This window comes from Mesorhizobium sp. M0243, from assembly GCF_040321775.1.
Lineage (GTDB): Bacteria > Pseudomonadota > Alphaproteobacteria > Rhizobiales > Rhizobiaceae > Mesorhizobium.
Genome location: NZ_JAMYSF010000005.1, coordinates 253,343 through 271,724, shown reverse-complemented (window position 1 = coordinate 271,724; position 18,382 = coordinate 253,343). Strand labels below are relative to the sequence as shown.

The window sequence follows — 18,382 nt, the reverse complement described above, 5'->3', positions numbered from 1 at the left end:
CGCTCCCGAAAGGAGTTCACGCATTGAGGCCCGGATCATGTCCGGGCCTCTTTTTTTGGCAAGCCGTTCCGGCAATGCCCGGCTTCACGCAATCACGTTCGGGTGATCAGGTTTTTTGAGGAAACAACGACCGCTCTGGTTCCGAACAGTGGAGGCGATCGTCGTTCTGACGCTCGTGCCAACAACAGGGAAGGAAACCATCTCATGAACCTCAAGAACATCTGCCTCGGAGCGCTTGCTCTTTCCATGATCGGCGGCGTGGCTTTTGCCGGTGCTCTGGATGAGCCCGACAACATGGCGCCGTTCTTCACGGACTCCGGCATGAAAACCATGAAGCCGATGGCGGATTTCAAGACAGCCTTCATGGCCATGCCGATGGAAAAGCAGGAAGCGATGAAGAAGGAATGCCAGGATGCGGCGATGAGCAAGCCGCATGCGGAATTCTGCGCCAATGTGCAGGCGCTCGGCGGCGCCAACTGATTTGCCGCGATCGGGCCGAGACCCGATCTTTGTTCCAGACGACCAATGGCGGGCTGCCAGCCCGCCATTGTGTCGTTCGATGGAAGCTCCATCGGCCCGTCGTCCATCATTGCCTCATACGGCTCAACCGGCGGTAACGAGGTTTGATCATCTCAACCTCTTATAGTTAATGCGCCCTTAACCTTCCCACCGATAGTCTGAGACCCGAATCTGCCGGAGTGCGCCACGCACCCGGCGAGACCATGACAGACGGGGAAGAGCATGCGTTCAGGGGCTTCAGCACCGCTCGCGCTGGCCGATACGGGGCACGGCATCCAGGCGTTCGCGCGGCGTCAGGTCGGACGGCTGGTCGGCGTCGGCCTGTTCGCGCTGGCCGCCTTTGGCGTTGCCAGCCTTGCCACCTGGAATGTCGCCGATCCGAGTTTTTCCCACGCGACGAACAACACCGTCACCAACGCCATGGGCTATGCGGGTGCCGTGTTCTCCGACCTGGCCATGCAGTTCTTCGGCCTCGCCGCCGTCGCGGCCCTGGTTCCGACGGTCATCTGGGGCTTCCTGCTGTTTTCCGCGCGCGGTGTCGACAGGCTGCCCAAGCGCGGGCTGACCTGGTTCGGCTTCGCGCTGCTGGCCGCGGCGATGGTCGGCTGCGTTGTGCCGCCCAAGACCTGGCCGCTGCCCACCGGCCTCGGCGGCGTGTTTGGCGACATGGTGCTGAAGATCCCCGGCGTCGTCATCGGCGGCTATCCGACCGGGTTGATCGCCAGCATCATCGCCATCCTGCTGGCCGCGCCCGCACTGTGGCTCTTCGCCCATGGCTCGGCGCTGATCGGACGCAAGAACGGCTTCGCCGTGATGGAGGACGAGCCCGCCGCCGATCCGCGCGAGGACGACCTTCTGTTCGACAATGACGAGGACGAGGGCGACGAGGGCATCCTGGCACTCGGGGCAATTACTCATTGGTGGCTCTCGCTCCGCGCGTGGATGCACCGCCGCGCCTTGCGCCGCAGGCAGGAGCGGGACGAGTACGAGCCGGAGATGGAGCAGCGCTCCACCGCTTGGCGGCGCGCCGCAGAACGGGTCGAATCGGCCGAGTTTGCCGAGCAGCGGATGAGCCAGGATGGCCGCGCCCGCGTCGAGCCCGAATTCTTCGCCGCCATGGTCAATGACCGCAGCGTCTCGCTCGATCCCGACGATGCCGATATCTTCGACGACCGCTTCGACAATGCGGGCGAGGATGCCGATTTCGACGATGAGCCTGTCGTGCAACGCCGCGGCGCGCCGACCGCCAAGGTGCAGCCGTTCCGCTCCGACGCAGCCACCCGCGTCGAGGCGCCGGCGGCGCGCCCCGTGCCCGGCGCCCGCGTGCAGCGCGAGGCGCAGACATCGCTGATCGGCTCGGAAAAATTCGAAATGCCGTCGCTGCACTTCCTCTCCGAACCGAAGAACGTGGTGCGCGACGCCAGCCTGTCCAAGGACGCGCTGGAACAGAACGCCCGTCTGCTCGAAGGCGTGCTGGAGGATTTCGGCGTCAAGGGCGAGATCATCGCCGTCCGTCCTGGCCCGGTGGTCACGCTCTATGAGCTCGAACCGGCGCCCGGCATCAAATCGTCACGCGTCATCGGCCTGTCCGACGACATCGCGCGCTCGATGAGCGCCATCGCCTGCCGCGTCGCGGTGGTGCCAGGCCGCAACGCCATCGGCATCGAACTGCCGAACGCCAAGCGCGAAACCGTCTATCTCAGAGAGATCCTGGCCAGCCGTGACTTCGAGACGACGAAGGCCAAGCTGGCGCTGGCGCTGGGCAAGACCATCAATGGCGAGGCGGTCATCGTCGACATTGCCAAGATGCCGCACGTGCTTGTCGCCGGCACCACCGGCTCGGGCAAGTCGGTCGCCATCAACACCATGATCCTGTCGCTGCTCTACCGGCTGACGCCGCAGGACTGCCGGCTGATCATGATCGATCCGAAAATGCTGGAACTCTCGGTCTATGACGGCATCCCGCATCTGCTGACGCCCGTCGTCACCGATCCGAAGAAGGCGGTGGTGGCGCTGAAATGGACCGTGCGCGAGATGGAGGACCGCTACCGCAAGATGTCCAAGGTCGGCGTGCGCAACATCGACGGCTTCAACGCCCGCGTCAGCCAGGCGGACAAGAAGGGCGAGAAGATCTCACGCACCGTGCAGACCGGCTTCGACCGCCAGACCGGCGAGGCGATCTACGAGACCGAGAACCTCGATCTCGAGCCGATGCCCTATATCGTCGTCATCATCGACGAGATGGCCGACCTGATGATGGTCGCCGGCAAGGACATCGAAGGTGCCGTGCAGCGCCTGGCGCAGATGGCGCGCGCCGCCGGCATCCATGTCATCATGGCTACGCAGCGGCCGTCGGTCGACGTCATCACCGGCACCATCAAGGCCAATTTCCCGACCCGCATCTCCTTCCAGGTGACGTCCAAGATCGACAGCCGCACCATTCTGGGCGAGCAGGGCGCCGAGCAGCTGCTCGGCATGGGCGACATGCTCTACATGGCCGGCGGCGGTCGTATCCAGCGCGTGCACGGCCCGTTCGTCGCCGATGAAGAGGTCGAGAAGATCGTCGCGCATCTGAAGCTGCAGGGCGTGCCGGAATACCTCGACGCCATCACCGAGGATGACGGCGAGGACGACGACGAGCCGTCGGGCAAGGGTGGGTCCGGTGGCGGCAACAGCAATTTCGAGGATTCCGACGATCCCTACGATCAGGCGGTCTCCGTGGTGCTGCGCGACGGCAAGGCCTCGACCAGCTATATCCAGCGCCGGCTGGGCATCGGCTACAACCGCGCCGCCTCGATCATCGAGAAGATGGAGAAGGAAGGTATCGTCGGCCCGGCCAACCATGCCGGCAAGCGAGAGATCCTGGTGCCGACCGAAGACGACAAGTTCTGACTGGAAAGCCTGACCCTTGTGACATCCCGGTCCGGCAACCTTGAACCTTTCAAGGCGTTGAAGCGACCAAGGGACGCCCGACCCGCCAAATTTCAGCCTAACTGGGGGTCCAAGCACGGAACAACTCAGGAATCAGATGAGAGTGACCGACATGAAAAACGATCTTTCAGCGCTCAGCACATTTGCTCCCTCCCGGCGTCAGTTGCTGGGCCTCGGCCTGGCGTTTGCGGGGGCGGCAGCCTTCAACGCGGTGCCCGGCTTCCAGGTGCTGGCTTCGGCGCAGGCGGCTGTGCCGGCCGCTGCGCAGAAGATCGCCGACCACTTTTCCTCGGTCAAATCGATGAGCGGCGAATTCGTGCAGTTCGGCCCCAAGGGCGAGCAGACCGGCGGCAAGTTCTTCCTTGAACGGCCAGGCAAGATCCGCTTCAACTATGACGGCTCTTCGAATTTCCGGGTGATTTCAGACGGCCAGTCGGTGGTCATCCTGAACAAGAGGCTCAACACGTCCGATCTCTATCCGTTGTCGAAGACGCCTCTGAAGCTGCTGCTCGACACCAGGATCGACCTCTCCGGCGACCGCGTCAAAAGCGTCAAGCAGGAGGATGACCTCACCACCATCCAGCTCGCCGACAAATCCGTATTCGGCAATTCGAAGATCACCATGATGTTCGATCCGAAAACCTTCGATTTGCGGCAGTGGACGATCACCGACGCGCAGGGCAAGGATACGACGGTGATGATCTTCAACACCAAGGAAGGCGTCAGCTTCGCGCCGGATACTTTCGCCATCGACTACACGGCGAACCGCGAGCTCAACACCAACAAGGCGCGCTAACCCAGTTGTTATAGCTGTGGAAAGCACCGGGGCCGCGCCTCGTCGGGCGTGGCCCGGCTTGTCTTTGCGGCCCGCGGCTGGCAATTTCCCGGGCTGACTCCGTCAAAAGGCGTCTTCCCCGCCGGAACCCATCGGTTCTGGTCGGCCGCACGCTGTCCTGGATTGCCAATGCCCTTCTCCATCGCCACCTGGAACATCAACTCCGTTCGCCTGCGCATGCCGATCGTCGAGCGCCTGCTCGTGGAGCAGGCCCCCGACGTGCTGTGCCTGCAGGAAACCAAGGTTCCCGACGACCTGTTTCCCGAAAAGGCTTTCCGCAAGCTCGGCTACGAACACATCGCCTTCCATGGCCGGAAGGGCTACCACGGCGTAGCAACCGTGGCGCGGCGGCCGATCGAATTGGTCGAAAAGCGACGCTTTTGCGAAATCGAGGATAGCCGGCACCTCTCGGTGAGGGTGCGGGCCGGCGGCAAGGCGATCCTGCTGCACAATTTCTACGTCCCGGCGGGCGGCGACGAACCGGATCCCGTCATCAACAGGAAGTTCAAGCACAAGCTCGACTTCGTCGCCGAGATGAATGCCATTCGGGCAGAACATGACGAGGTGTCCGGCTCGGTGCTGGTCGGCGACCTCAACATCGCCCCGCTCGAGCATGACGTCTGGTCGCACAAGCAATTGCTCAACGTGGTCAGCCACACGCCGGTCGAGACAGAAAATTTCGAGGCGATGCGGCGCGCCGGCGACTGGGTCGACCTGATGCGGCTCAACGTGCCGCATGAGCAGAAGCTCTACACCTGGTGGAGCTATCGCGCGCAGGATTGGGAGCTGTCCAACCGCGGCCGCCGTCTCGACCACGTCTGGTCGTCGCCGAACCTGGTGCCCAGCTTTTCCGGCTACGAAATCCTGCGTCCGGCGCGCGGCTGGGAGCGCCCGTCGGACCATGTGCCTGTGATCGCGCGGTTCGATCTGGACTAGCCTGCTTGAAGATGCGGGGCCTGCGGCAGTCAGTCGGTAGAGGTGGAGTCGGCTGGATCCACCCACGGACGGCCCAATCGTGTCACCATCGCCGCGTACCCAACGGCACCTGCCGCCCAAAGGAAGATGCCAAGCTCTTTGACGACGTCTTCGGCGATGGCGGCCGCAGAACCAGGGGTAGGAAACAGCTCTCCGAGCTGGTCAATCGATGCTGACATCGCAAGCAGGAAGCCTGCGGCCACAAAGACGATCGTGCCGTCGAATGTCTTTCGTCGCAGCCGAAAGAACCAGAACAACCCGGCGGCGGCGTAGACAATCATCGGAACGATCTCCGGTATCCCTACAATGGGCAGCACGTCCTCATGGATCAACAACAGGTCATCGAGGCCCAAGAACAGGGTAAGACCGCCGAGAAACGTGCAATCCCATCGATGCGTGAGCAGGCCAGCAAACAGGGTGGCAGCGCCGGTGCCGATCCATAGCGAAGCACCCAGGGACGAAATCCACCCCGTATAGAAGCCGACTTCGGCGGCTGCAGATGGATCTCGATAAAAGATCCAAGCGTCCAGGCCACGAATTTGCGCGATGAACAGCGCGGCTAAGAGCATCGCAACATTAATCGCCGTCGCCGCCAGTACGACCAAGCGCCAGGCTATTATCCATTCGCCGCCATGCTTTGTGTTCAGCGCGTTGTTCTCTGGCATTGCTATTCTCATTGAGGACTGAGAGGAACTCCACTGGAACCAAAGTACGACAGCCGCCAGATTTGCCGCCGAGAACTTCGCCTGCATTGTGCCGGTGGTCACCATGATTGCAGCGCTTCGCCCCACCGAACCCATTATACCATGGCGTCGATGTTCAGGTGAGGCTGGCCTGCAAATGGCCGACCTGAATCTCAACGCGCTTCGAAGCGCGCCAAATGAATTCAAGTTCAAACCGCGCGCTTCAAGTCTTCATGCATGTCGTTATCGCGAAATTGCTGGACTGACAGGCCTGCGAGATCCGGCAGATGGGGATGGTCGCGGCGGCGCGTCGCCAGCATCCGTTGCGCCGCTTCGACGATTGTCGACGCAGGCACATCGGCGACCAGGCCGGTCGGGCTTGCAAGACGGGATTCGATCACGTCCACGCAGTTCGAAAGCGGCCTCCAACGGGCCATGTTGGCGCCGCCACTGAGGATAACCATCGGCGTCATCACGGTTGCCATGAGATGTGCGGTACCGCCTTCGGCGCCGATGTAAAGATCGGCAAACTCGCCGAGCGCCAGCAAGATGTCACCGATATCGACACCCTCGATCGCGGCGGAATCGACAAGCCGCAGCTTCGGTACGCGCTGAGCCAGTTCAGCCATATCGGGACCATCGCCGGGAGTTTTCACATAGAGAAGGTCCGCCCCGTCGGCGATCAGGCTGTCGGCGATCGCGGCAACCTGATCCGCCGACATGCGCTTGCTGGCGCTGCCGTGCGCCGCGATAATGATCAACGGAGCATGCTTGCCGTCCGCAAGGCCCCTGGCCGCCGCTCGCGCGGCCGGGCCAGGCTCCAGCCGATGATCGAAAGGCAGCCGCTTGCCGGCAAGGCGTTCGATGAGGCGGTGGTAGCGCCAGGCATTGTGCCCGGGTCGTGCTTCAGGCCTTTGGCCCAGGCGCCAGGAAAGGGCGAAAGCCGGAAAGTTTGCCTCATAGGCGATGCCGCGGCCGAGCAGTGATGCCGAGGCTTGAAGCAGCCAACGCGCCGAGATGCGGAAATCGACCACGGCCAATCGCCCCTTGCCGTTGCGGTGACCGGCGATCAGGCGCGCCAGGGGCGTCCGCACATTGATCGCATCGACCAAATGGCCGGCATGGCGATTGAGGCTATGTTCAAGGGACGACGACCGGGTGGTTCCGTAGACGATGAAACTATCGGGGAATGCCGTTCTGGCGGCGCGCAAAGCCGGAATCCGGATTAATCCGTCGCCGAACGCGTCATTGCGGGAATACAAGATAATCGTCTCGTACCGCCCTGATGGCATGGCTCGCTCCCCCCAGGAGCCTGGTGGTGATGGCGCCTGCTGTGCCGGCCGCCTTCGAGGTGCTTTAGGATTTCACCTCATGCCTGTCAACGGACCCTTGCCCCTGGATCCGGGCGTCCGGATGAACGAACCTTGGCGATTCCCGCTCCGGCCGCAGTGCGCCACGATCAGGTCATCGCGGCCAATGTCGTTGAAAAGCGCTGCCGCGCTTCCGCCTTTGGCCGCGACACAACAGCTTCGCAGGCGGGCAGCCTTCAGCCAGAGAAGCGCGGCGCCAGTTCCTCGATGCGGCGGATCATCGCCTGAAATTCCTCCGAGATGCGCTGGTGGAGCTTGACCGCGATCTCGGGATATTCCTCCAGGATGCGGCGGAACATCTTGCGGCTGAGCCGCATCACTTCGGAATCGATCTCGGCCGAGGCGCTGGTCAACCGGTTGGTGTCGGCGATCAACGCCAGTTCGCTCAGGATTGTGCCGGGGCCTGCCGTGCCAATTGGGATGCGTTCACCACCCTGCTCCCGGTAGAGCACGATGCGCCCACTGACGACGATATAGGCGGAATCGGCCTCATCGTCCTCGCGATAAAGCTTGTGGTTGGCAATCAGCCTGGTGTTCTCGGCGCCAAAGGCGAGCAGGCGCAATTGTTCCTGCGTGAAGCCCTCGAAGAGCCTCACGGCGGACAGGACGCGGATGTCGTCATCCAGCGCCATCTAGCTATGTCCCCGAACCGACAGTCCGACTCCTCCTCTGCGAGTTCGATCCAAACCACCCTCCAACTGGATCGTACCCGAAAGCGGCCCCGCCCGACCGCTCATTGGATAATGAAATGTTTAAGGAACCAGCTTGTAGCCGCCGCTTTCTGTCACAAGAATTTCCGCATTGGAAGGATCGCGCTCGATCTTCTGGCGCAGCCGGTAGACATGGGTTTCCAGCGTGTGCGTGGTGACACCGGAATTGTAGCCCCACACCTCCTCGAGCAGCACGTCGCGCGTCACCACCTTCTGGTCGGCGCGATAAAGATATTTGATGATCGAGGCTTCCTTCTCCGTCAGCCGCACCTTGCCGCCGCGCGGGTCAAGCAGCAGTTTCTGGCTGGGCTTGAAAGTATAGGGCCCGACCGAGAAGGTGGCGTCCTCGCTCTGCTCATGCTGGCGCAGCTGCGCCCGAATGCGCGCCAGCAGCACGGCAAAGCGGAACGGCTTCGTCACATAGTCGTTGGCGCCGGCCTCGAGACCAAGAATCGTATCCGAATCGGTGTCGTGACCGGTCAGCATGATGATGGGCGCCTTGTAACCGCCCTTGCGCAGGATCTTCACCGCTTCGCGGCCATCCATGTCGGGCAGCCCGACGTCCATGATGAGCAGATCAATGAGGCCGCCGCGCGCTGCGGCGACACCTTTTGCCGCAGTCGATTCCTGCAGCACGTCGAATTCCTCGTAAAGGGATAATTGCTCGACCAGTGTGCCGCGCAGGTCATCATCATCGTCGACGATCAGTATGGTGCGTGAAGTCATGGATCAATCCGTTGTTTTGAAAAGAAAATTCAGTTGACCGCTGCCTGTTTATGCGGAAGCTGACCGGCGCAACAGCCGTTCACAGTGATTTGTTCCGTGGCACGATCATACAAGAAAAAACACGATCGCAATGCAGCCGGCGCAATTTTGCGAAAAGGGCTGCGTGTGCTGACCGTGCGGGCCAAGCCTGGGCATCCAAGCCAGGGCCTGCTGCAGGCCGGTAAAACGGTGTTTGCCTGTGCGTTGGGGCGCGGTGGCATCTCGGCCGGCAAGCGCGAAGGCGATGGCGCCACGCCGCTGGCCGCGATGCGGATACTGTCGGGGTATTTCCGGGGAGATCAGTTCTCCAGCGGCCGCAGGACCCGTCTGGCGATGACGCCGATCGGGCCCGATCTGGGCTGGTGCGAAGTGCCTGACGACCGCAACTACAACAGGCCCGTCAAGATACCCTATGGCGCCAGCCACGAACGCATGCGGCGCGACGACCGGCTCTACGACGCCTGTCTTGTGCTCGACTGGAACCTGTCGCCGCGCCGGCGCGGGCGCGGCAGCGCCATCTTCTTCCATCTGGCGCGCCCCGGCTTCACGCCGACGCAAGGCTGTGTGGCTGTCACGGCTCGTACGATGGCGCGACTGCTGCCGCTGCTGTCGGATCGGACGGTGGTGAGGGTGGTAAGATAGTAGGGGAGTAGGGGAGTAGGGGAGTAGGGGAGTAGGGGAGTAGGGACAGTCCCGGCGCAGCCTTAATTTTCCTATTCCCCTATTCCCCTATTCCCCTATTCCCCTACGACCAGGTTTCTGCCAGCCGATGTCTAGCAGGCCCAGCCGGCCAAGTTCTCTGTCCATTGCGCGAGCGACGTCGCGACGCTCGCCGCCGATATCGCGCAGTTGGCGATCGGAGAGATCCTCGACGTCCTGGTAGGCAATGTCGCGGCGGGCGAGGCGTATCGCGATCCGGGCGTGACGCAGCCAGTCGAGGGTTTCGGCCAGCCAGGCCGGGCGGGGTGTCGATGAATTCAAAACGATGATGGACATGGTTATGATCCGTTGTCTCCGGATATCAAATCCGGCTTGATGATGTGTCGATGATGGGATCATGCCAGATTGAAATCCCTGCGAGAAACGAGTAGTTTTCTCTGGATCATCAAGTTTTATTTGAGGATAGGATGGCTCGTCTTCTGCCCGGGACTCGTGCCTTGAGGACGCTGGAAGCAGCGGCCCGGCACCTCAATTTCACCCGCGCCGCCGACGAGCTCGGCCTGACACCGGCCGCCGTCAGCCATCAGATCAAAGAAATCGAGGATCAACTCGGGCTGGTGCTGTTCACACGCACCAGCCGCACCATCCGGCTCACCGAGGCGGGGACGGTGCTGTTCGACGCCTCGGCCGACGCGCTCGACCTGCTTGGCCGGGCCGTTTCGCGGGCGCAAAAGCTGGCGCGCGGCACCGCCCTTTTAAAGGTAACGCTCGACGCGCAGTTCGCGTCAAAATGGCTGATGCGACGCGTCGACGATTTTCGCAAGCATCACCCCGATATCGAATTGCGATTCGACATTGCCTATGAAGTGCGGGATTTCGAACTCGATGACATCGATGTCGGCATCCGTTTCGGCGCCGGCAAATATCCGGGTCTTCGCACCCACCGGCTGTTCGACAACATCCTCATTCCGGTGTGCAGCCCGAGCCTCTTGACGTCCGGTCCGCCGCTGCGTGAGCCGCGCGACCTCTTCAATCACACGCTTGCGCATATCGAATGGTCGCGGCAAGGCGTGACATGGCCCAACTGGCGGATGTGGATGGCGGCGGCCGGCATCAATGATTTCGACGACAGCCGGACCGTCGTCTTCGGAAACTCCACGGATGCCGTCCAGGCAGCGCTCGACGGCAATGCCGTTGCGCTCGCCGATTTCGCCATGGTGGCGAACGACCTTTCCCAGGGCAGGCTGGTGCAGCCTTTCGAACTCGGCCTGCGGGTGGCGCCCGAGTTCGCCTACTTCCTGGTCTATCCCGAAAATACCGCCGACGATCCGCGCATCGTCGCCTTTCGCGAATGGATGCTCGAGGAAGTCGCCAAGACGCGGACCACGGACAAAGGGCAGTAGGGCAGTAGGGATAGCAGTCGGTGCCGTTTGCCCCCTATTCCCCTACTGCCTTACTGCCCTACTCCCTTCTTGATCAGGTTGCCGCCGCGCCGAACCAGCCGATCACGGCGCCGATGATCAGCAGCACGCCGAGCCAGTGGCCGCCGTCGATGAGGGTCAGGTCCCAGCCGAAATTCTCGTAGCGATGGTTGACCGAGAGCGTCGTGGCGACGAAACCCAGCCAGAGCACAAAGCCAAAGACTAGTCCGGCGATCCATGTCGGCTCGCCGCCGGTCATCGCGCCGACGACCAGGGCCAATGTGGTGGCCATGACCAGTTCGGCGATGAAGCTGATGACGAAGGGCAGCGGCGATTTTTTCATCGTCGCCGGATCGAGCTTGGCGGCCTTCAGCCACGCCTTGCTCAGGCCCATGTACCAAGCGGCGCCGAACAGCCACGCGGCGATCGCGGCAGCGACTACCGCCAGCCAGTTCACTGCTGAAAAATCCATGAGCTCCCCCTCTGATTTGTATGTGATGGAACGCCTGTTCGGCGATCGCGTCAAGCGAACCGCCAGACCGTCGTGCGCTTGACCAGCGCATCCTCCAGCGCCCGCGTGACGGCCACTTCATACACAGAAAGCGGCTCCAGCCCTGCCTTCGGCAGATACGACCGTCCGGGATCGCCGACGAGGATCTCGGCGCCGCGCGCCTTCAGCGTTGCGAACCATGGCATCAGCCGGTCCGCGAAAGATTTGTCGTAGAAAACATCACCGGCCAGGACCACGTCCCAACCTGCATCGGTGCCGATGCAATCCGTGCCGAGGAATTCGGTCCCGGCACCGTTGATCTCGCTGTTGAGCCGGATCGCGGTGGCACAGAACGGATCGACGTCGGTTGCGATCACCTTGGCGGCACCTGCCTTGGCGGCGGCAATGGCGACGAGGCCGGAGCCGGAAGCGAAGTCGAGCACGCGCTTGCCCCGCACCGTGCCGGGATTGTCCAGGACATAGCGGGCAAGGCCCTGGCCGCCGGCCCAGGCAAAGGCCCAGAAAGGCGGTGGCAGGCCGATCTCGACCAGCTCATCCTCGGTCCGCTGCCACAAATCATGCGCTTCGTCGGCAAGATGAAGCAGGATCTCCGGCACGTGCGGCGGCGCCATCAGCGCCGTGTTGTCGAGAATGAATTGCCTCGCGCTGTTGGGCGTCAGCGCCGTCACGGAGCCGGCGTCAAGCCGCCCATGCGGCAGACTTCCTTCCACTCGGCCGGCGTCACCGGCTGAACGGAAAGCCGGCCGAGCCGCACCAGCGCCATGTCGGCAAGCTTCGGATTGGCCTTGACCTGTTCCAGCGTCGGCGGGTTCGGCACATCCCTTACGGCGCGGATGTCGACGCATTCCCAGCGCGGATCGTCCGAGGTGGTGTCGGGATGGGCAAGCGCGCAGACTTCAGCGATGCCGACGACGTTCAGCCCCTCGTTGGAATGGTAGAAGAAGCCGAGATCACCGATCTGCATCGCCTTCATGTTGTTGCGCGCGGCGTAGTTGCGCACGCCGTCCCATTGCGTGCCGGCCTTGCCCTTGGCCTTCAGCATCACGAAGGAGAACTTGAATGGCTCGGATTTGAACAGCCAGTAGTTCATGTCTTTCTCCTCCTGGACTCTTTGTTTTGACGCAATTCCCAAGGGAAAGCGCTATGCGCTTTTCCCGGGAAAACCGTTTCACACTTTTCCTGGAATTACTCTAGCGGGCGACCGGGATTAACTAGCCGCCGGCTTGTTGAACGTCCAGTTCCACGGGCGGATTTCGACGCTTTCGAACAGCCCGGCCTTGGCGTAGGGGTCGGCGGCCGAGAGAGCCTGGGCGCCAGCCAGGTCGGACGCTTCGACGACCACGAGGCTGCCATTGGGCTTGCCCTCGGCATCAAGGAACGGACCGGCGAAGGCCAGCTTCTTGTCGCCGTTCAACCCCTCGAGAAAGGCAATATGCTCAGGCCGCGTGTCGAGGCGCACCTGCAGGCTTCCGGGCTTGTCCTTGCAAATCACAGCAAACAGCATCTTTTTTCTCCTGATCGTTCAAAGTCGTGGGGATCAATCGTTGGTTTCGGTCTTCAGCGGCCGGGTCATCAAGGCCGTCACAGCCTGCCGGACGGTGATGGCACCGTCCAGTATGGCGGCGACGGCGGCAATGATCGGCGCGTCGATGTTGCGCTCGGTGGCGATGCGGGCAGCGATCGCCGCCGTCGGCACGCCTTCGGCCAGCGGCAATCCGGCAAGCGGCTTGCCTTGCCCGAGCGCCAAACCATAGGCGAAATTGCGCGACTGGGTGGACGAGCAGGTCAGCAGCAGGTCGCCAAGGCCGGAAAGCCCCATCAGCGTCTCGGGCCTGGCGCCGAAGGCAGCGCCGATGCGGCGCAGTTCGACAAAGCCGCGCGTCACCATGGCGGCCTGGGCGCTGGCGCCGAGACCCGCGCCAGCGACAGCACCTGCGGCAATGGCGAAAACGTTCTTCAAGGCGCCGCCGATCTCGACCCCGATCAGGTCGTCGTTCGAATAGCAGCGCAGGTTTTCGGCGGAAAAGCGGGCGGCGAGATCGGCGGCCAATGCCTCGTCGCGGGCAGCGACCACAACGGCCGTCGGCAGGCCGCGGGCGACGTCGGTGGCGAAGCTCGGACCCGACAGAGCGGCAACCGGATTTAGCGGCAGGATTTCTTCGACGATCGCCGACAGCAAGGCGCCGGTCTCGCTTTCGATGCCCTTGGCACACAGAACCAGCGGGACACCGGCCGGCATATGGTCCTTCGCTGCCGCCAGCGTAGTCCGCAGCGACTGGGCCGGCGTCACCGCCAGCACGCAGTCGGCACCGTCGAGCGCGGCCCGGATGTTGCTCGTCGCCACGATGCCTGGCTGGAGCGCAATGCCAGGCAGATAGCGTGGATTTTCGCCGCGGTCGATCGCGGCGACGGTCTCCGGGTCGCGCGCGTAAAGGCGGACGAAATGGCCGGCGCGCAGCATGGCCAAGGCCAAGGCAGTGCCCCAGGCCCCGCCGCCGAGCACGGCAACGCGCCAGCCGGTTGGCGCGGTGTCGTTGCCGCTTGCCCGCTCGTTCATGCCTTGGCTCCGCGCCGGCCGGAGCCGACCATCGGCGCCGAGATGCTGTCCAGCGGCCAGCGCGAGCGCGGCACGAAATCGAAGCCGTTCTCCTGCGCCATGCCGGCGCGCAGCCGCTCGATGCCGGCCCAGGCGATCATCGCCGCATTGTCGGTGCAAAGCTTCAGCGGTGGCGCAATGAAGGTGAAGCCGGTCTCGGCACAGAGCCGCTCCAGCATGATCTTGATCGCGCGGTTGGCGGCGACACCACCGGCAACGACGAGGGCCGGGTTTTTCGTGCCGGGAAATGTCTGGCGAAAGCGCGTCAGCGCGCGAGAAACGCGGTCGGCCAGAGCATCGGCTACCGCTGCCTGGAACGAAGCGCAGATGTCGGCGACGTCCTGGTCGCTCAGCGGCGCAATGGCGCTCGCCGCCTGGCGCACGGCGGTCTTGAGGCCGGAGAAGGAGAAGTCGGGCTGGGCCGAGCCCTTCATCGGACGCGGAAAGGCAAAGCGCGAGGCATTGCCGGCCTGTGCCGCCTTTTCGACATTCGGTCCGCCGGGATAGGGCAGGCCGAGCATCTTGGCCGTCTTGTCGAAGGCTTCGCCGAGCGCGTCGTCGATGGTCGTTGCCCAGCGCTGGTAGTCGCCGACGCCGCGCACGGCGACGATTTGCGTATGGCCGCCGGAGACCAGCAGCAAGAGATAGGGAAAGTCGAGCCCGTCGGTCAGCCTTGCGGTCAGCGCATGGCCTTCGAGGTGGTTGATGGCGATCAGCGGCTTGTTCGCCGCCGCGGCGATTGCCTTGGCGGTCATCAGCCCGACGATCAGCCCGCCGACCAGGCCGGGACCGGCTGTGGCGGCAATCGCGTCGATATCGGCGAGCGCCGTGCCCGAATCGGCAAGCGCCGCCTCGATGATGCCGTCCAGCGCCTCGACATGGGCACGCGCGGCGATTTCCGGCACGACGCCGCCGAACGCGGCATGTTCCTCGATCTGGCTGAGCACGATGTTGGACAGGATTTTCGGCGCGGCGTCGCCGTCGATGGCCACCACGCTGGCGGCGGTCTCGTCACAACTCGTCTCTATGCCCAGCACGCGGATCAATTCGTCGCTGTCCCTAAAGATTGTATCATGGGGCTTTCCCCGTTAGGAGAACCCCGGAAAAGCCTCGCTTGCCGGGGGGTTATCACGGACTGCGCGCCATGCAAACAATCTTGAGAATCGGAACACGCGGCAGCCCGCTGGCGCTGGCACAGGCGCATGAAGCACAGGCGCGGCTGATGGCCGCGCATGGCATGCCGGCGGAGGCGTTCGAGGTGGTCGTCATCTCGACCAGCGGCGACCGCATCCAGGACCGGCCGCTGTCGGAAGCCGGCGGCAAGGGCCTGTTCACCAAGGAGATCGAGGAGGCGCTGCTGGCGGGCCGGATCGATATCGCCGTGCATTCGTCGAAGGACATGCCGACGCAACTGCCCGACGGTCTCGAACTCTCGGCCTTCCTGCCGCGCCAGGATGCACGCGACGCCTTTGTCGGCAAGGCGGCGAAGACGATCGCCGAACTGCCGCGCGGGGCGAAAGTCGGGTCGTCGTCGCTGCGGCGGCAAGCGCTGATCCGCCGGATGCGGCCGGATCTCGACGTGGTGATGTTCCGCGGCAATGTGCAGACGCGGCTGCGCAAGCTCGAAGAAGGCGTCGCCGCGGGCACGATCCTGGCCTATGCCGGGCTGAAGCGGCTTGGGCTCGAGCATGTCGTCACCGACCTGATACCGCTCGATGTCTTCCCGCCGGCGCCGGGGCAAGGCGCGATCGGCATCGAAACCCGTATCGGCGACCGCGATGTCGAAAAGATGCTGGCAGCCGTCCATGATGTGCCGACCGGCCAGGCGCTGGCCTGCGAGCGTGCCTTCCTGGCGGCGCTGGATGGCTCCTGCCGCACGCCGATCGCCGGCTATGCAGCGATCGAGGCCGAAAAACTGTCTTTTGCCGGGCTGATCATCTCGCCCGACGGGACGCAATCGTACACGGTCGAGCTGCAGGGACCGGCGCAAGACGCCGCCAGCATCGGCGGTGAAGCAGCCCGGAGCGTGCGTGCCAAGGCCGGCGAAAAGTTCTTCGACGGCTGGCTCTGAAATGCTTCGCGTCCTGGTCACCAGGCCGGAACCGGGTGCTTCGCGCACTGCGCGTCGGCTTGAGGAGACGGGCTTTCAGCCGGTTCTTTTGCCCCTGACCGAAACAAAGGCGTTGCCTGTCGCCGCCGGACTGATCCCGGACGATGCCGTCGCGGTGGCCGTCACCAGCGCCAATGCCGTGCGCCATGCGCCGGAAGAAATCATCGCGACGCTCGCCGCCTTACCTTGCCATGCGGTCGGCAAAAGGACGGCGCAAGCGGCGCGTCGAGCGGGGTTTTCGTCGGTCAGTGAAGGCCCGGGCGATGCGGAGGCGTTGGCCGACAGTCTCGCCGCCGATTTTTCTGGAAAGACGATTGTCTATCTCTGCGGGCGCGTGCGTTTTCCGGCGTTCGAACAGAGGCTCGTGACGGCGGGCGTTCGGGTCCACGCCGTCGAGACGTATGACACGCTGACAATGGGCTATCCGGACGAAGTCATCCTCGAACGCCTGTCCGGGCAACCTGCCGACGCGGTGTTGCTTTATTCAGCCAAGGCGGCGGCGGCGATGCAAATCCTGGCAAGACGGCCCGCTCTGCGCGGTCTCTTCGAAAAAACATGGGTTTTTGCGCTTTCCACTCGCATCGCCGCAGCCTTCGACGATGCCGCCAGTGAAAGGATCCGCATCGCGGCACAGCGTGACGAGGACGCACTGCTGGCGCTTTTGCAGGCGCCGCGCTGAGCCGCGTCATCACACCGCCCCTTTTCACCGCTTGGTGATGTGCTAGACCCTTTCTGAACCATCATGCGCCGCCAGGCGTTGAGACGAAGCGAATTGTGCGGAGCCCAGGCATGGTCAAGACGCCGAAGATGCGACACTCGAAAAGCCGCCGCGAGCCGGTGACCATCGATCTCGAGCCGGGCGCCGTCTCACGCATCGCCGACGAGGATGCCGCCAGGCAGGGGGCCCAGACAGACGAGGCGAAGGCCGAGGAAGCAGCGAATGCTTCGCAGCCCGAGGTTCCCGAAGAGCCGATTCATGCCGACCAGACCGATCTCGAGCCCTGGGAGCATACCGACGCCCGGGCCGAACCGGAGCAGCCGCCGGCAGCGGCGACAAAGCCCGCTAGCGAGGCCGAGATCCCTTATCCCGGATCGTCCGACGAGCCCGGATCGTCCGATGCGCCGGCCGGCAAGACCAAAGCCTATGACTACAGTTTCGAGGACGCATCGGCGAAGCGCACGCAGACTGACGGCAACAAGGCAAAACCCGAGACACGGGGCGAGAAAATGGCGCCACCACCTGAAAAGCGTGGCGGCCTCAACGGCGTCGCCGCCGGCATCATCGGCGGCGTCATCGCGCTGGTCGGCGCCGGCGGGCTGCAATTTGCCGGCCTGCTCGGCGCGCCGGGTTCCGGTGCCGGCGTCTCGCTCGATGGCGTCAATGGCGACATCGCCTCGCTGAAGACCGAAATCGCCGGTTTGAAGGACGCCGGCGGCAACGGCGATGGAGCGGCCAAGATGGTCGGCCTGTCCTCGGGCCTTGAACAGGTCAAGGCCGATGTGGCGGCGCTGAAATCGGCTGTCGAGAAAGGTGGAGCAGGCGACGCAGCCGGGGTCGCCGCACTGGGCGACAAGGTCGCGCAGATCGAGACGGCGGTCGCCGCCCTCGGCAAGGCCGGCAGCTCGGCGCCGGTCGATCTCGGTCCGCTCAACGAGAAACTGGCAGGCCTCGACGCGCTGGTGAAGTCGGCCGGCGAGGCTACGACGGCGCAGGAGGGCCGGCTGACGGCGCTGGAGCAGTCTGTGTCGCAGCTGTCCGGCAAGGTCGAAGCGGCGGCGGGACAGCCGAAGATCGCGCTTGCCATCGCGGCGTCGGCCTTGAAGGCGGCGCTTGAGCGTGGCGGGCCGTTTTCGGCCGAACTCGAAACCCTCGCTGCGATTTCGCCCGATGCGCCGCAGCTTGCGGCACTGCGCGCCTATGCTGAAAAGGGCGTTCCGACCCGCGCCGAGATCGCGTCGCAGGCTGATGCCGCCGCCAATGCCATGGTCACAGCCGCGACGCCTGTCGATGAGAATGCCGGCTTCGTTCAGAGCCTTCTGTCGAGCGCCGAATCGCTGGTCAAGGTCAGGCCGATCGGTGCCGTCGAAGGCGCCGGCGCACCGGAAACCGTCGCGCGCATGGAGGCGGCGGTCAACCAGGGCGATTACGCCAAGGCACTCAGCGAGTATGAAACGCTGCCCGAGGCCGCCAAGGCCGCTGGCGCGGACTTTGCCGGCAAGCTGAAGGCACGCATCGAGGTCGAAACCCAGGTCGATGCGCTGATCTCGGGCGCGATGAAGGCATGAGGGCAACACA

At 63.8% G+C, this 18,382-nt stretch carries 20 protein-coding genes; 9 read left to right on the top strand and 11 right to left on the bottom strand.

Going from position 1 to position 18,382, the window contains the following annotated elements; translation table 11 throughout:
- Nucleotides 1-204 precede the first annotated feature (204 nt).
- The 4 genes from NKJ11_RS09295 to NKJ11_RS09280 all read left to right on the top strand — a co-directional run bounded on the left by NKJ11_RS09295 (nucleotide 205) and on the right by NKJ11_RS09280 (nucleotide 5,221).
- Nucleotides 205-480, top strand: coding sequence for a hypothetical protein (locus NKJ11_RS09295; RefSeq protein ID WP_013528891.1), 276 nt, complete (start codon nucleotides 205-207; stop codon nucleotides 478-480).
- Between the two features lie 261 nt (nucleotides 481-741).
- Nucleotides 742-3,411 carry a DNA translocase FtsK gene (locus NKJ11_RS09290; protein WP_352793121.1) on the top strand — a complete coding sequence of 890 codons (2,670 nt, stop codon included), beginning with the start codon at nucleotides 742-744 and terminating at the stop codon, nucleotides 3,409-3,411.
- A 151-nt stretch (nucleotides 3,412-3,562) separates the two neighbouring features.
- The gene (locus tag NKJ11_RS09285; protein WP_023811243.1) at nucleotides 3,563-4,246 is read left to right on the top strand and encodes an outer-membrane lipoprotein carrier protein LolA; all 684 of its coding nucleotides are present in this window, start codon (nucleotides 3,563-3,565) and stop codon (nucleotides 4,244-4,246) included.
- Nucleotides 4,247-4,414: 168 nt separating this feature from the next.
- Nucleotides 4,415-5,221: an exodeoxyribonuclease III gene (locus NKJ11_RS09280; protein WP_352793119.1), complete on the top strand. Its 807-nt coding sequence runs from the start codon at nucleotides 4,415-4,417 to the stop codon at nucleotides 5,219-5,221.
- Between the two features lie 29 nt (nucleotides 5,222-5,250).
- Here NKJ11_RS09280 and NKJ11_RS09275 read toward each other — a convergent pair whose 3' ends face one another.
- The 4 genes from NKJ11_RS09275 to NKJ11_RS09260 all read right to left on the bottom strand — a co-directional run bounded on the left by NKJ11_RS09275 (nucleotide 5,251) and on the right by NKJ11_RS09260 (nucleotide 8,749).
- Nucleotides 5,251-6,030, bottom strand: a complete 780-nt coding sequence (locus tag NKJ11_RS09275) for a DUF8692 domain-containing protein (protein WP_164892947.1) — start codon at nucleotides 6,028-6,030, stop codon at nucleotides 5,251-5,253.
- A 122-nt stretch (nucleotides 6,031-6,152) separates the two neighbouring features.
- Nucleotides 6,153-7,235, bottom strand: a complete 1,083-nt coding sequence (locus NKJ11_RS09270; protein WP_352793118.1) for a glycosyltransferase family 9 protein — start codon at nucleotides 7,233-7,235, stop codon at nucleotides 6,153-6,155.
- A gap of 254 nt (nucleotides 7,236-7,489) precedes the next feature.
- Nucleotides 7,490-7,945, bottom strand: coding sequence for a cyclic nucleotide-binding domain-containing protein (locus NKJ11_RS09265; protein WP_023811239.1), 456 nt, complete (start codon nucleotides 7,943-7,945; stop codon nucleotides 7,490-7,492).
- Nucleotides 7,946-8,065: 120 nt separating this feature from the next.
- Entirely contained in the window at nucleotides 8,066-8,749 is a 684-nt protein-coding gene (locus tag NKJ11_RS09260) for a response regulator transcription factor (RefSeq protein ID WP_013528898.1), read from the bottom strand.
- Nucleotides 8,750-8,893: 144 nt separating this feature from the next.
- Here NKJ11_RS09260 and NKJ11_RS09255 point away from each other — a divergent pair, with 144 nt between their 5' ends.
- Nucleotides 8,894-9,430, top strand: coding sequence for a L,D-transpeptidase family protein (locus NKJ11_RS09255; protein ID WP_352793152.1), 537 nt, complete (start codon nucleotides 8,894-8,896; stop codon nucleotides 9,428-9,430).
- Nucleotides 9,431-9,517: 87 nt separating this feature from the next.
- On the opposite strand, the gene NKJ11_RS09250 is transcribed toward NKJ11_RS09255, so the two are convergent.
- Nucleotides 9,518-9,784: a hypothetical protein gene (locus NKJ11_RS09250; RefSeq protein WP_352442088.1), complete on the bottom strand. Its 267-nt coding sequence runs from the start codon at nucleotides 9,782-9,784 to the stop codon at nucleotides 9,518-9,520.
- A 131-nt stretch (nucleotides 9,785-9,915) separates the two neighbouring features.
- On the opposite strand from NKJ11_RS09250, the gene gcvA reads away from it, so the two are divergent.
- A complete protein-coding gene (gene gcvA / locus NKJ11_RS09245; RefSeq protein ID WP_352442089.1) occupies nucleotides 9,916-10,851 on the top strand; it encodes a transcriptional regulator GcvA in 936 nt (311 codons plus the stop codon).
- A gap of 73 nt (nucleotides 10,852-10,924) precedes the next feature.
- Here gcvA and NKJ11_RS09240 read toward each other — a convergent pair whose 3' ends face one another.
- The 6 genes from NKJ11_RS09240 to tsaD all read right to left on the bottom strand — a co-directional run bounded on the left by NKJ11_RS09240 (nucleotide 10,925) and on the right by tsaD (nucleotide 15,019).
- Nucleotides 10,925-11,341 carry a DUF1761 domain-containing protein gene (locus NKJ11_RS09240; RefSeq protein ID WP_352793116.1) on the bottom strand — a complete coding sequence of 139 codons (417 nt, stop codon included), beginning with the start codon at nucleotides 11,339-11,341 and terminating at the stop codon, nucleotides 10,925-10,927.
- A 50-nt stretch (nucleotides 11,342-11,391) separates the two neighbouring features.
- The gene (locus tag NKJ11_RS09235) at nucleotides 11,392-12,048 is read right to left on the bottom strand and encodes a class I SAM-dependent methyltransferase (protein WP_352793151.1); all 657 of its coding nucleotides are present in this window, start codon (nucleotides 12,046-12,048) and stop codon (nucleotides 11,392-11,394) included.
- Nucleotides 12,045-12,470 (bottom strand): EVE domain-containing protein, encoded by a 426-nt coding sequence (locus NKJ11_RS09230; protein WP_352612988.1) that lies wholly within the window; start codon nucleotides 12,468-12,470, stop codon nucleotides 12,045-12,047. Before NKJ11_RS09230 ends, NKJ11_RS09235 begins: the two co-directional genes overlap by 4 nt.
- A 117-nt stretch (nucleotides 12,471-12,587) precedes the next feature.
- The gene (locus NKJ11_RS09225; protein ID WP_127269714.1) at nucleotides 12,588-12,884 is read right to left on the bottom strand and encodes a YciI-like protein; all 297 of its coding nucleotides are present in this window, start codon (nucleotides 12,882-12,884) and stop codon (nucleotides 12,588-12,590) included.
- Between the two features lie 33 nt (nucleotides 12,885-12,917).
- Entirely contained in the window at nucleotides 12,918-13,937 is a 1,020-nt protein-coding gene (locus NKJ11_RS09220; protein ID WP_352612986.1) for an NAD(P)H-dependent glycerol-3-phosphate dehydrogenase, read from the bottom strand.
- Complete coding sequence (gene tsaD / locus NKJ11_RS09215; protein WP_352613018.1) at nucleotides 13,934-15,019, bottom strand: tRNA (adenosine(37)-N6)-threonylcarbamoyltransferase complex transferase subunit TsaD; 1,086 nt, start codon at nucleotides 15,017-15,019, stop codon at nucleotides 13,934-13,936. Before tsaD ends, NKJ11_RS09220 begins: the two co-directional genes overlap by 4 nt.
- Before the next feature lie 101 nt (nucleotides 15,020-15,120).
- Between tsaD and hemC the strand changes: the two genes are divergently transcribed.
- The 3 genes from hemC to NKJ11_RS09200 all read left to right on the top strand — a co-directional run bounded on the left by hemC (nucleotide 15,121) and on the right by NKJ11_RS09200 (nucleotide 18,372).
- The gene (gene hemC / locus NKJ11_RS09210; RefSeq protein ID WP_352612984.1) at nucleotides 15,121-16,047 is read left to right on the top strand and encodes a hydroxymethylbilane synthase; all 927 of its coding nucleotides are present in this window, start codon (nucleotides 15,121-15,123) and stop codon (nucleotides 16,045-16,047) included.
- A 1-nt stretch (nucleotide 16,048) separates the two neighbouring features.
- The gene (locus NKJ11_RS09205; RefSeq protein WP_352612983.1) at nucleotides 16,049-16,765 is read left to right on the top strand and encodes a uroporphyrinogen-III synthase; all 717 of its coding nucleotides are present in this window, start codon (nucleotides 16,049-16,051) and stop codon (nucleotides 16,763-16,765) included.
- A 110-nt stretch (nucleotides 16,766-16,875) separates the two neighbouring features.
- Entirely contained in the window at nucleotides 16,876-18,372 is a 1,497-nt protein-coding gene (locus tag NKJ11_RS09200; RefSeq protein WP_352612981.1) for a COG4223 family protein, read from the top strand.
- Nucleotides 18,373-18,382: the final 10 nt, after the last annotated feature.